This is a genomic window from Pseudomonas sp. NBRC 111123, assembly GCF_001320205.1.
GTDB lineage: Bacteria > Pseudomonadota > Gammaproteobacteria > Pseudomonadales > Pseudomonadaceae > Aquipseudomonas > Aquipseudomonas putida_J.
On sequence record NZ_BCAZ01000036.1, the window covers coordinates 22,507 to 34,490 of the forward strand.

Annotated in this window: 9 protein-coding genes and 1 pseudogene; 2 read left to right on the forward strand and 8 right to left on the reverse strand. The window is 65.7% G+C overall.

Translation table 11 applies throughout. The features are described from left to right. Positions 1 to 77 precede the first annotated feature (77 nt). On the forward strand, positions 78 to 956 hold the full coding sequence (locus APH27_RS18020; RefSeq protein WP_027917400.1) for a helix-turn-helix domain-containing protein: 879 nt from the start codon (positions 78 to 80) through the stop codon (positions 954 to 956). Positions 957 to 1,093: 137 nt separating this feature from the next. Here the strand turns inward: APH27_RS18020 and APH27_RS18025 are convergent, their stop codons facing one another. From APH27_RS18025 to arfB, 8 genes and pseudogenes are all read right to left on the reverse strand, one after another. Next, positions 1,094 to 2,158 carry a lipocalin-like domain-containing protein gene (locus tag APH27_RS18025; protein WP_060485550.1) on the reverse strand — a complete coding sequence of 355 codons (1,065 nt, stop codon included), beginning with the start codon at positions 2,156 to 2,158 and terminating at the stop codon, positions 1,094 to 1,096. Further along, positions 2,148 to 4,595, reverse strand: coding sequence for an ABC transporter permease (locus APH27_RS18030; protein ID WP_060485551.1), 2,448 nt, complete (start codon positions 4,593 to 4,595; stop codon positions 2,148 to 2,150). The genes APH27_RS18025 and APH27_RS18030 overlap by 11 nt, the downstream gene beginning before the upstream one ends. Beyond that, positions 4,595 to 5,251, reverse strand: a complete 657-nt coding sequence (locus APH27_RS18035; RefSeq protein ID WP_027917403.1) for an ABC transporter ATP-binding protein — start codon at positions 5,249 to 5,251, stop codon at positions 4,595 to 4,597. The genes APH27_RS18030 and APH27_RS18035 overlap by 1 nt, the downstream gene beginning before the upstream one ends. A 304-nt stretch (positions 5,252 to 5,555) precedes the next feature. Next, positions 5,556 to 6,329, reverse strand: coding sequence for an IclR family transcriptional regulator (locus APH27_RS18040; protein WP_027917404.1), 774 nt, complete (start codon positions 6,327 to 6,329; stop codon positions 5,556 to 5,558). 69 nt (positions 6,330 to 6,398) lie between these two features. Continuing rightward, the gene (locus APH27_RS18045; protein WP_060485552.1) at positions 6,399 to 7,856 is read right to left on the reverse strand and encodes an amidase; all 1,458 of its coding nucleotides are present in this window, start codon (positions 7,854 to 7,856) and stop codon (positions 6,399 to 6,401) included. Continuing rightward, the gene (locus APH27_RS18050; protein WP_060485553.1) at positions 7,853 to 9,163 is read right to left on the reverse strand and encodes a citrate-proton symporter; all 1,311 of its coding nucleotides are present in this window, start codon (positions 9,161 to 9,163) and stop codon (positions 7,853 to 7,855) included. Before APH27_RS18050 ends, APH27_RS18045 begins: the two co-directional genes overlap by 4 nt. 41 nt (positions 9,164 to 9,204) lie before the next feature. Further along, a pseudogene (locus tag APH27_RS18055) lies at positions 9,205 to 10,423 on the reverse strand (M20 aminoacylase family protein); the annotation flags it as partial. A gap of 164 nt (positions 10,424 to 10,587) precedes the next feature. Further along, positions 10,588 to 11,001 carry an alternative ribosome rescue aminoacyl-tRNA hydrolase ArfB gene (gene arfB, locus APH27_RS18060; RefSeq protein ID WP_027917408.1) on the reverse strand — a complete coding sequence of 138 codons (414 nt, stop codon included), beginning with the start codon at positions 10,999 to 11,001 and terminating at the stop codon, positions 10,588 to 10,590. Between the two features lie 399 nt (positions 11,002 to 11,400). Between arfB and APH27_RS18070 the strand changes: the two genes are divergently transcribed. Beyond that, a complete protein-coding gene (locus APH27_RS18070; protein WP_256250620.1) occupies positions 11,401 to 11,559 on the forward strand; it encodes a hypothetical protein in 159 nt (52 codons plus the stop codon). Positions 11,560 to 11,984 lie beyond the last annotated feature (425 nt).

Sequence of the window (11,984 nt, forward strand, 5' to 3'; positions counted from 1 at the left end):
ATTTTGTGCCAGGCACCTGAAGCCTGCATCTGGCTGTGGCACAGTGGCCGGGTAGCGACCAGAACAATTACAACAACATGAACAAGATCCCCAACTACGCCTTGTACGGTGAAACCGCACAGCCGGTGTGGCACGAGTCCTTGCATGTGGAGCAGATCTCACAGCGCTCCGGCGCGCACAACTGGGAAATCGCCGCACACCGACACGACGGCCTGCTGCAACTGCTGTACCTGCAGAGCGGCAGCGGCGAAGTGCTGTTCGACAGCGAGCGCGTGCAGGTTTGCGCACCCTCTGTGGTCTATGTGCCCGCGCAGGTGGTGCATGGCTTCCACTGGGCCGGCCAGGTCGAGGGCCAGGTGATCACCGCCGCGCAGCCGCCACTGGAGAGCATCGCCCAGGTGCTCGCGCCCAACTTGCTGGCAGCGATCCGCAAGCCGCAGGTCATCGCCCTGCCCCGTTGGCCCACCGAGGACGACCCGCTGCTGCCGCTGTGCCTTGCCCTGCGCGAGGAATACCACAACCGCGCCCGCGAGCACGTGGCCAGCAGCATGGCGTTGCTGCTGGCCCTGCTGATCCAGGCCCTGCGCCATGGGCAGGAGGCGCCCGACCCGGCGCACCGCCCAGCGTCACGGCGCAGCCAGCAACTGACCGGGTTTCGGGAGCTGGTGGACAGGCATTACCGCGAGCACCGGCCACTGGGCTTCTATGCCGGTGAACTGGGCATGACCCTGGCGACCCTCGGGCGCTTGTGCCAGGAGCACCTGGGCATGACCCCGATGAATGTGATCAATGCCCGGCTGGTGCTGGAGGCCAAGCGGGTGCTGGGGCATTCGGATGCAAGTGTGAAGCAGATTGCCCATGAACTGGGGTTTGCCGATGTGGGGTACTTCAGCCGGTTCTTTCGCAAGCAGTGCGGGGTGAGCCCGAGCGCGTTTCGCGGTGAAAAACCCGGGTGATGTGCTGCCTGTGCCGGCCTCTTCGCGGCTAAAGCCGCTCCCACAGAGATCACACCCCAAGGCCCACAGCGCTCACACCGCACCTGTAGGAGCGGCTTTAGCCGCGAAGAGGCCGTCAGCATCAATACTGCGCTGCGCTAGTACCCAGTCATCTCCAGATACCCCCGCCCTTGTACGCTGCCATTCACCCGCACCGGCCCTTCCCAGTATGGGAACCGCGTCCCCATCCAGGCCTTGGCCTGCACTGCCTCGACCTGCACATCCAATTGCACCGAGGGCACTTGAACCCGCCAGCGGGTCGGCACGCGCTTGCCGTTATCCTGGTTGGCCCAGGCCAGCGGTGTCAGCTCGACCTCAGCCCCTTGCAGCGCGCGTACCTGCCCGTCAGGGCCAACCCAGGTGCCAGCCCGGTACGGCTGCCCCTGGTCTTCACGCACCTGAAACAGCATCAGCTTGGCGCCACTGCCCAGGTGCAGCGAAAACCAGTCCCAGCCACTTTGCCCGGCCGCCAACGGCTGGCTGCTCCACTCCCGGTCGAGCCAGGCCTGCCCGGTTACCGCAATGCGCTGCCCGTCCCGCTCGACCTCGCCACTGACCTGGTAGAACGGCTGGCTGTAATAGTACGAAGCCTGGCCCTTGCCAGACTTTTCGCTGTAACCACGGTCACCGTGCAACACCAGCGGCTTGTCGCTGGCCAGGGTCAGGTCGTAGCGAAAGCCCTGGCCGCTGGCACGCATCTGCAAGCGCTGGATGTTGTCATCGCCTTGCAGCGACCAGTCATTGATCCAGGCCCGGAACGGCCCGGTTTCGACACCGGCCTGGCCGATGCCGCCCCGTGCCAGCGTTTCGCCGACCTGGTGGCCGCCCGGGTCGGTCAGCGCGGCATGGCCCATCCACAGGTTGGGGCTGTTCCAACTGTGCGTTTCGGGGCCGGGGCGCAGGGCTGAACGGAACAGTGTCCATTGCACGCCCCAGTCGCGGCCTTGGGCATCACGCAGGTTGGCGGTGACATACCACCATTCGATGCGGTAGCCGTCGTGGGCGCCGTGGTCGCGGGGGAACACCCGCTCAGTGTTGCGCGTGACCTGCTTGAACGCCGCCGCCTCGGCTCCGAGCCCTGCATAACTCGCAGCTGGCGGCGCAGGCGCGTCACACCCGGCCAGCAGCAGGCAGGCCAGCAACAGCCAGGCATCAAGCCTCATCGGCGAACCGCCTCAACAGCTCACTCGGCTGGCGCCGTGCCAATTGCCACAACGGCCAGGCGCTGGCCAAAAGGCTGGTCAACACGCCAAGCCCGGCCAGTTGCACCAGTTGGCTGGCAAACACGTGCCAGGGCAGCCGCCAGCCGAATGCCTGCACATTCACCACCGCCACCAGGCACCAGGCCAGCAGCAACCCGAGCGGGATGGCCAGCAGTACGGTAAAGCCGCTGAGCATCAGGGTCTGGCCCAAGCTCAGCCAGGCCAGCCGACGGCGCGGCACGCCCAGCGCCCACAACGGAGCCAGCTGCCCGAGGCGCTGCTGGCCCAGGGTCAGCTGGCTGATGAACAGCGCCACGCCAGCGACGCCCAGGGTAAGGCTGTTCAGGGCGGCGGTGACAGCGAAGGTACGGCTGAATATCTGCGTCGACCAGGCTTTCAGGCTGGCCTGCTCGACCAGTTGCGATTCGTCCAGGCCGTAGCGCTGCTGCAAGGCGCCCTTGACCTGCGCGACCTGCCCGGGCCGGATCAGCAGGCTCAGGCCGCTCAGGCTGGCCGTCGGCGCGTGCCGGCGCAACCAGTCGGCATTGACCAGCACATGCCCTTTAGGGTTGCCATAGTCGGCGTGAATGCCTACCACCCGCACGCCCTGCGGCGGTTCGCCCGGCAACTGCACGGTATCCCCGATGCCCAACCCAAGGCGCCGCGCCAATTGCTCGCTGAGCATCGCACCCTGCCCGTTGGCTACCTGCGCCCAGGCGTCCGCAGCCTGTTCCAGCAAAGGCCAATGGTTGCGGTAGAACGGATGATCGATCACCCCCTGCACCTGCACCGGCCATTGCTGCAGGCGCCACTCCACCCGCCAGCCTGGCAGCACGGCACTGACGTCCGGGTTGTGCTGCAGGTCCTGGTAGATCTGCAGCGCCTGCGTGCTATCGCGGGGTGTGACATACAGGTCGGCGGCCAGGCGCTGGTCGAGCCAGTCTACGAACGTGCGGCGGAACCCTTCGGTCATGCCGCCCACGCCCACACTGGCAGCCAATGCCAGTAACAGCGCCATCAGTGCCAGGCTCAGCGCCGGCAACTGCTGGCGGCTGTCGGCAATGAACCACTGCGCCAGCGGCCGCCGGCCGTGCCTGCCCAAGCCGGCGAGCAGCAGGGCCAGTGCGCCCGGCAACAACAGGGCCGCCGCCAGCAACAACGCAGCAAGCATGGCGAAAGCACTGGCCAGGCTGCTGCCGAAAACGCCACAGCCCAGGGCCAGCAAGGCCAGGGCTGCGGCGGCCAGCGCCTGGCGCTTCAACCAGGGCAGCTGGGCCAACCGCCACGCCTGCGGTTGAGCCAACGCCAGCAACGGCAACCGCGCTGCGCGCAACAGGCTGTCGATGCCGGCCAGCAGTGCGCCGAGCAGGCTCACGGCAATACCCACCAGCCACCAGAACAGCGGCAGATGCAGGTGCCCGGAGACCTGGGCGCCATACAGGCCGCGCAGGCTGGAAGCGAAGTCGGGCAGCAGCAGCGCCGCCAGCAGGTAACCTGCCGCCACGCCTGCCAGGCCGCCGGCCACAGCGAACAGCCCAAGCTCCAGGGCCAACGCCGCCAGCAACACCTTCAGGCTCACACCGCAAGCGCGCAAGGTTCGCATCAGGCCTCGTCGCTGCTCCAGCGCCAGGCCGATGGCGGCATGGGCAATGAACAGCCCGACCACGAAGGCCAGCAGGCCGAGGGCCGTGAGGTTGAGATGAAAGCTCGCGGTCAGGCGTTGCAGGTCGGTGTCATCGCCCGCTGGCTGCACTTTCAATCGCTCGGCGAGGGCCTGCGGCAACGGCTGGTCGGTGTCGCTGATCAGCCGCGACAGCTGCCCTGGCGCGTCGAGCAAGGCCTGGGCCACGCCGATATCGACCAGCATCACGCCAGGCGCCAGGTGCTCATTCAAGGTCAGTGGCGGCAACGCCTGCCCATCGGCCGTGCGTAGCTTGCCCGCCAGTTGGCGCAAGGTATCTGGCCCGACCCAGGCCTGCCCTGGTGTGCCGATGAAGGCCGGCAAATCGAAGCTCGCCGGGTCGGTACCTGCGACTGCCGTGCCAGGCAGCATGCTCAGCGGCTCGATGCCGATCAGCCTGACGGCAATCGCCGGCTCACCGGCCAGGCGCAAGCGCCCTTCCAGCACCGGCGTCACTTGCCAGCCTTGCCTGCGCAGTTGCACATACAGCGCCTGATCGAATCGCTCCCCGTCCCGCGCGACGATCTGCTGATGCGCCGGCCCGCTCAACACGGCGCTGGCCTCGGCATAATCGCTGCGCGCCTGGGCGTTTAGCGCCTGCACGCCAGTCCACAAAGCGGTCGCCAGCCACAAGCCGGTGAAGATGCTGATGCACTGCAAGCGGTGGCGCCACCAGTGGCTGCCCAGTGCCTGCAGGGTTATCAGCAGGTCGTTCATCAGCTTTGCACCCGGCCCTGGTGCAGCACGCAGCGGTGCTGCAGGCAGGCCGCCAGGCGCGGGCTGTGGGTCACCATCAGCACGCTGCTGCCGGCCTCGCCGACCAGTTGCAGCAACAAGGCCAGCACCTCGTCGCTGCTGGCTTCGTCAAGGCTGCCGGTGGGTTCGTCGGCGAGCAATAGCGTCGGCCGGCTGGCCAGTGCCCGGCCGATGGCGACCCGCTGCTGCTGGCCGCCAGACAGCTGCTCCGGGTAACGATCGAGCAATGCCGCCAAACCCAGGCGTTCGGCCAGGTAGGCCAGCCACTGCGGGTCGTGGCGCTTGGCCAGGCGCGCCTGGAAGGCCAGGTTGGCTGCCACGTCGAGGCTGCTGATCAGGTTGTATTGCTGGAACACCAGGCCGATGCCCTCGCGCCGCCAACGGGCCAAGGCGGCCTCGCCGTGGCCGTGCAAGGGGCTACCGTCGATGAGGATGCGCCCGCTGTCGGCGCGGTCGAGGCCGGCGACCAGGTGCAACAGCGTGCTTTTGCCACTGCCGGATTCGCCCATCAGGGCCAGGCTGCTGCCGCGCGACAGGGTCAGGTCGACGCCGCGCAGGACCTGGAGTGGGCCTTGGGCAGTGGGGAAGGACTTGTGCAGGTGCTCGATGACCAGCATGGGGTTACCTTTGGGGAGCTAATTGCAGGGTGCATGCCTTTGATTCTATAGCGCCTGGGAGATCGAGCGCCGCCCGCGCGGCGCATCGCGGATAAATCCGCTCCTACATGTGTTGCAACGTGCCGAACCTGTCACGCCATCGTTGCCCGCCCTGGCGCATGACTTGAGCCCACAAACAAGGCAGACAACCATGGCCTCACAGGCATGGCCACGTTGCAACAAATGTAGGAGCGGATTTATCCGCGATGCGCCGCGCGGGCGGCGCTCGGTCTCGAACCCACCAATAATCTACCGCCAAACACCCCTAACCCACCAAAGCATGCTGCACTTCCCCAACAGTCGTCGCCAGGCTGTTCAGGTGCAAACTCAGCACCTGCTCCACCGGCGCCTGGTCCAGCGGCCAGTGCAAGGCAATACTCCCGGCCAGTTGCCCCTGCACCCTCACCGGCAAGGCAATCGCGCGGATCAGGAACGGCAGGCGCACCGGATACTCCCAATAGCCCTCGGTACGCTGGCCGAAGCCCTTCTGCACATCCCCTTCCAGGTCACGCATCAACACTTCACCGCCCACCCGCTCATGCTGGGCCAGGCGCTGCACCTCATCCACCGCCAGCTCCTTGAGGCAAGCCCGTCCCATCGCTGAATGGAACAGGCTGGCATGCTGGCCGACGATCTGGCAGTTGTTCGGATAACGCTTGCGCAACACTTGGGGAATCGCGCTTTCCATCACCTCCAGCCGCTCGCCGTCGAAGCACGAGAGGTCGACCACCAGCCCGGTGCGCTCGCTCAATTCCAGCAACAATGGTGCGGCGGTTTCCACCAGTTGGCGCTTGAAACGCTGCTGGCGGTCGCCAAACAGGCGGCGGGCGCACAGGCGGTAGCGCCGGTCGCTCAGGCCGCGGTAGACCCAACCCTGCTCCTGCAAGGTGGCGAGCATGCGCGATGCCGTGGCCTTGGGCAGGCCGGTGAGGTAATGCAGCTCCTCAAGCCCCAGGGCCTGATGCTCGCCAAGCAGTTCGACGATGGCCAGCGCGCGTTCCACCGAGCGCACGCCACCGCTGTCTGTCGCTGTGCCCATGTATCCGACCTCCCTGTCTGTGCGTGGATGGTCATCATGCCCAGCAAGATACGGGCCGGGCCAGCCCCCTTACCGCTCCAGCAGGCTTGGCGGGGGGCGCCGGTCCACCCAGCGGGTCAGCTGTTCATGGGCGTAGGCCAGCTGCAGCACGGCGTGGTCGGCCTGGGCCGGGCCTATGATCTGCAGGCCCGTCGGCAGCCCCGCGGCATTGAAACCGACCGGCACACTCATGCTCGGCAAACCGGCCAGGGTTGGCCCGATCACCACCTCCATCCAACGGTGGTAGGTGTCCATGGTGCGCCCCCCGACCACCTTCGGCCACGCCTGGGCTGCGTCGAAAGGGAACACCTGGGCCGCAGGCAACAGCAGGAAATCGTAACGCTCGAACAGTTTCTGCATGGCCTGGTACCACGCGCTGCGGTCCAGCGACGCCTGATACACCGCAGCGGCACTGAGCTGCAGGCCGCCCTCCACTTCCCATTGCGCCTCGGGTTTGAGCAGCGCCCGTTTGCCCGGGTCGGCATAGGCCGCCGCCAGGTTGCCGTGCACCAGGAAGTGGCGGTGGGTGAGCCAACATTGCCACAACCGCGCCGGATCGAACGGGGGCTGGCAGGCCTCGACGGTGCAGCCAAGCTCGGCGAAATCGGCCAGGGCTGCTTCGCACAGCCCCAGCACGCCGTCTTCCATCGGCAGATAGCCGTCGTAGTCACCCAGCCAGCCGATCCGCGCCCCTTTGAAATCGCGCTGCAGCCCCGCCGCGAAATCCCGCCCGCCATCGTTCAGCGACAACGGCACCCGCGCATCATGCCCGGCCTGCACCGTCAGCAAGCGGGCGACATCGGTCACGCTGCGCCCCATCGGCCCCTCAGTGGCCAGCTGCTGGACGAACAGCTCCGGCGTCGGCCCATAGGGCACCCTGCCTAGCGACGGGCGCAGGCCGAACACGTTGTTGAACGCCGCCGGGTTGCGCAGCGACCCCATCATGTCGCTGCCATCAGCCACCGGTAGCAAGCGCATGGCCAGCGCCGCCGCCGCGCCGCCGCTGCTGCCTCCGGCCACGCGGCTGTGGTCGTAGGCATTGGTGGTGGTGCCGAACAGCGTGTTGTAACTCTGCGAACCCAAGCCGAACTCCGGCACATTGCTCTTGCCGATGATGATCGCCCCGTTCGCCCGCACCCGCGCCACGCTGATGGCATCGTGCGCCGGCACCTGCTCGGCGAACAGCGGCGAACCCAGCGTGGTACGCAGCCCGGCCGTGGCGGCCAGGTCCTTGATCGCCTGGGGCATGCCATGCATCCAGCCCCGCGACTGGCCTTGCGCCAGTTCGCGGTCGCAGGCATCGGCCTCGGCCAGCAAGGCTTCAGCTGCGCGCAACGACACCAGTGCATTGACCTGCGGGTTGCAGCGCTCGATATGGCCCAGGTAAGCCTGCATCACCTCGCGGCACGCTACCTGGCGTGCATGGATGGCCCGGGACAAGGCCTCGGCGTCGAGGGCGACGATGGGGTCGATAGCTAACGCGTTCACGGTTTTACTCCAAGGTTGTAGGCGACGGCCTTGCCGGCGCGCGGTGCTTCTTTCAGGCAGTAGGTGCCGAGCAGGGTCAGCAGGCAGGCGAACAGCACGTAGAACGACGGTGCCACCGGCGTGCCCAGCACCTTGCTCAGCCAGGTAACGATCAGCGGTGCGAAGCCGCCGAACACCATCACCGCCACGTTGTAGGCCACCGACACGCCCGTGGAGCGCACCTCGACCGGGAACTGCTCGGCCAGCGCGGTCGGCGCGGGGCCGAAGAAACCACCGATGGCGCTGCACAGCAGCAGTTGCATCACCAGCAGGCGCTCGATCGAGGGCGCCGCGGCCACCCACACATAAAGCGGGTAGACCATGACGAAGAACGCCAGGGTGAAGGCCATCAGCACCGGCCGCCGGCCAAGCCGGTCCGACAGCGCGCCAGACAGCGGAATCACCACGGTCATCAGGCCCACGGCGAGCATCTGCACCAGCAGCACCTGGTCCAGCGGCAGGCCGAGGTTCTTGTGGGCGAAGGTCGGCATGTTCACCAGCACCACGTAGAACGACACCGTCGCGCCACACGCCAGGCCCATCGACACCAGCAGGCTGCGGCGGTGTTTGCGCAGCACCTGCCACAGGCTCGGCGCCTGGCCCTTGGCCTGCTTGCGCGCCTCCAGGAATTCCTCGGGTTCTTCCATGTGCTTGCGAATCCAAAGCCCCACCGGGCCAATCAGCAAGCCAAGCACGAACGGTATCCGCCAGCCCCAGCTGTCCAGCGCCTCGGGCGTGCACAGGTGGGTGACCAGCGCCACCATCGCCGCCCCGGAAAACACTGCCAGGCACTGCCCCACCAGCTGCCACGAGCCATACAGGCCCTTGCGATTGGCCGGCGCGCTCTCCACCAGAAACGCCGTGGCGCTGGCGTACTCGCCGCCAGTGGCAAAGCCCTGCAGCATGCGCGCGACCACGATCAGCAGCGGCGCGCCCATGCCGATGGCCAGGTAGCTGGGGGCAAAGGCGATCATGGCGATCGACACCGTCATCAGGCGGATGATCAGCTGCATCGCCGCCTTGCGCCCCTTGCGGTCGGAATACACCCCCAGCAGCACACCACCCACCGGGCGCATGAAAAAGCCCACGCCGAACGTGGCCAGGGCCATCAGCAGCGAGGCGTATTCGTCGTCCGAGGGAAAGAACTGGCGGGCGATGATGCTTGCCAGAAAGCCGTACACGATAAAGTCATACCACTCCAGCGCATTGCCGATGACCGCCGCGACCACTTGCCGGGTACGCGAGGCGCCTGTATTGGAAATCTGCATGCGGAACACTCCATCTTCTGTTCAGGTGATCGCCCAGGCGCAGCGGCGCCCGGGTTCCCAGCGGCAGTCGTCAATACAGGGCAATCAGGCCGGCTTGAGCCAGCTCTCGGTCAGCGCGCCCCAGTAGGCGGCGCCGGTCAGCAGGATGTCGTCGTTGAAGTCGTAGGCAGGGTTGTGCACCATCGGCCGCTGCACGCCGTTACCGATGAACAGGTAGGCGCCCGGGCAGCGCTGCAGCATCCAGGCAAAGTCCTCGCTGCCCATCAGCTTGCGGGTATTGCCATCGACCTTGTCCGCGCCGAGCAGTGCTTCACCGACCTGCTGGGCAAAGGCGTTTTCCGCGGCATGGTTGACCAGCACCGGGTACGCCGGGCGGTGCTCGATGCTGGCCGTGCAGCCAAAGCTCTGGGCTTGGCTGACGATGATGGCCCGCACCCGTTCCAGGGTCTGCGCCCTGACGTCGGCATCCAGCGCACGCAGGCTCAGGCGCAGCAGCGCCTGCTGTGGAATCACGTTGGCCGCCTCGCCCGCCTGCAGCGCGCCGACCGTGACCACCGCCGCTTCTTGGGCATCAATGTTGCGCGCCACCACCGTCTGCAACGCCATCACCACACTGGCTGCCGCCACCAGCGGGTCGACCGTCAGGTGCGGCATCGAGCCATGCCCGCCAACGCCTTCGATGGTCACGGTCAGCAGGTCTTGCGAAGCCATCATCGGCCCTTCACGCAAGCCCAGGTGCCCAGCCGGCAGCCCCGGCATGTTGTGCATGCCGAACAGTGCATCACAGGGGAAGCGCTCCAGCAGCCCATCGGCAAGCATCGCCTCGGCACCACCCTGGCCCTCCTCGGCCGGCTGGAAGATCAACGTCAGCGTGCCATCGAACTGCCGCGTCGCCGCCAGGTAGCGCGCCGCGCCCAGCAGCATGGTGGTGTGGCCATCGTGGCCACAGGCGTGCATGCAGCCCTGGTGGCGGCTGCTGTAGGCAGCACCGGTGGCCTCATGGATCGGCAACGCGTCCATGTCGGCACGCAAGCCCAGCTTGCGCGGGCTGCTGCCGTTGCGCAGCACGCCGACCACACCGGTCTTGCCGATGCCGGTGTGCACCTCGTAGCCCCACTGCTGCAACAGCGTGGCGACCAGGGCCGAGGTGCGGCTTTCTTCGAAACCGAGTTCAGGGTGAGCGTGGATATCGTGGCGGATGGCGTGCAGGTCGCTGGCCACGTCATTGAGCCAGGCCAGGATGTGCTGGTGTTGCTGCATGGGGAATCTCCTCGCGCGGGTGGGTCCCGTTCTTGTTGTTCGCTTGAGATCACGACGGGAAAGGCAGGTCGTGCTTGGCGACAGATAAGCGCGAGTGGCGAGGGAGTACAAACGAATGTGGTTCCGCCCAGTGGAACCACCTTGCAAAAATGCCTATCGCGCGCCTAGAACTCCACCTTGCCCCGCCCCGCCTTGACCGTGCTGCGCCTGGCTTTGCCTTCGAGGCGGCGAGTCTTCGAGCCGAGGGTTGGCTTGGTGGGGCGGCGTTTTTTCTCGGTCTTGCCGGCAGCAATGATCAACTCGGCAAGACGCGCCAGTGCGTCAGTGCGGTTCTGCTCCTGGGTGCGGTACTGTTGGGCCTTGATGATCAACACGCCGTCGCCGGTGATGCGACTGTCACGCAGTGCCAACAGTCGCTCCTTGTAAAACTCCGGTAGCGACGAGGCGCGAATGTCGAAGCGCAGGTGCACGGCGCTGGACACCTTGTTGACATTCTGCCCACCTGCGCCTTGCGCGCGGATGTAGGTCAGTTCGATGTCGGCATCGGGCAGATGCACGTTGTTAGAGATGGTCAGCATGGCATGGCCCTTGTGATTGCCTGCCATTATCACAGCCTTGGCGGTTCGTTCACAGAACAAAACGCGTTTGAGCTCAACGTCACGATCGAGATGCCCTACTGCGCTGGCTTTGCAGAGTGGCAGTCGTCTGATCCCAAGTGCTTGCCCAGTTTCCAAGGACTGGCGCGAAACCTGTGCAAGCGGGCTGGCCCGCGAACACGGGCGCAGCCCGTGCCGTCCAGCGCCATGCCTGACAGCCACTACATGATGCAGCTGTCACCAGTAGAGTATGAGAAACGCTATTTTCTGAGCTTGGAGAGTGTCTAGGAAACCAGGGGCGATTCATACCCAAGCTGGGCCAACACGTTCCTGGGCTACCGCTCACGCCTGCACAGCGAGCCGCAACAGGTTCGCCTGAGCGTGTTCGCAATGCCGCGTGGCATGGGCACGCTCAGCGATGCCGTGCTGTATGAAAATGGCGACCCTTCGGTCGAAGCCACCGACGAGTTGCATGCGTTGCTGGGGTGGTTGTGGGAGTGGGGAATCGAAGTCCGTACCACTGGCTCAAAACCGCTCTAGCAGGCTGCCCTAAAGTCGCAGCATGCGGCATATTCCGTCGCATTGCCATCATTGAACCGCGCCTTTCAGTGGCCTGCACACCTGCGTCTGCGCCCGAAAAAATGAGACCCAGTTCACTTCCTGCAAAAAACTTTTAGCGCAAAATTTTACGCCGTTCTTAACCCCTGCACCCCTTATTTTTAGGGGCCAATCCCCTATTTTCAGTGGATGAAACCACACCGAGCCAGCATCCAGCCATCATTGCGTAAGTTCACAAAACAGGGAAAAAATTGCCGCCCTCGCAGGAACTTCTTTCACAGCGGGGTGCCCTACTCGGCATTACTGGCAACACGATATTCATGTGCCAGCACACAAATTTGCCGCAGCCGAGAGGCGTGACTTCAGGTCCACGCCATTGGCGTTTCAGGACGATCAAGCAGGCTCAT

What these genes read in the sequence shown, in the direction of transcription:
- APH27_RS18020 (WP_027917400.1), top strand. Translation starts at nt 78, where the DNA reads ATGAACAAGATCCCCAACTACGCCTTGTACGGTGAAACCGCACAGCCG.
- APH27_RS18025 (WP_060485550.1), bottom strand. Translation starts at nt 2,158, where the DNA reads ATGAGGCTTGATGCCTGGCTGTTGCTGGCCTGCCTGCTGCTGGCCGGG.
- APH27_RS18030 (WP_060485551.1), bottom strand. Translation starts at nt 4,595, where the DNA reads ATGAACGACCTGCTGATAACCCTGCAGGCACTGGGCAGCCACTGGTGG.
- APH27_RS18035 (WP_027917403.1), bottom strand. Translation starts at nt 5,251, where the DNA reads ATGCTGGTCATCGAGCACCTGCACAAGTCCTTCCCCACTGCCCAAGGC.
- APH27_RS18040 (WP_027917404.1), bottom strand. Translation starts at nt 6,329, where the DNA reads ATGGGCACAGCGACAGACAGCGGTGGCGTGCGCTCGGTGGAACGCGCG.
- APH27_RS18050 (WP_060485553.1), bottom strand. Translation starts at nt 9,163, where the DNA reads ATGCAGATTTCCAATACAGGCGCCTCGCGTACCCGGCAAGTGGTCGCG.
- arfB (WP_027917408.1), bottom strand. Translation starts at nt 11,001, where the DNA reads ATGCTGACCATCTCTAACAACGTGCATCTGCCCGATGCCGACATCGAA.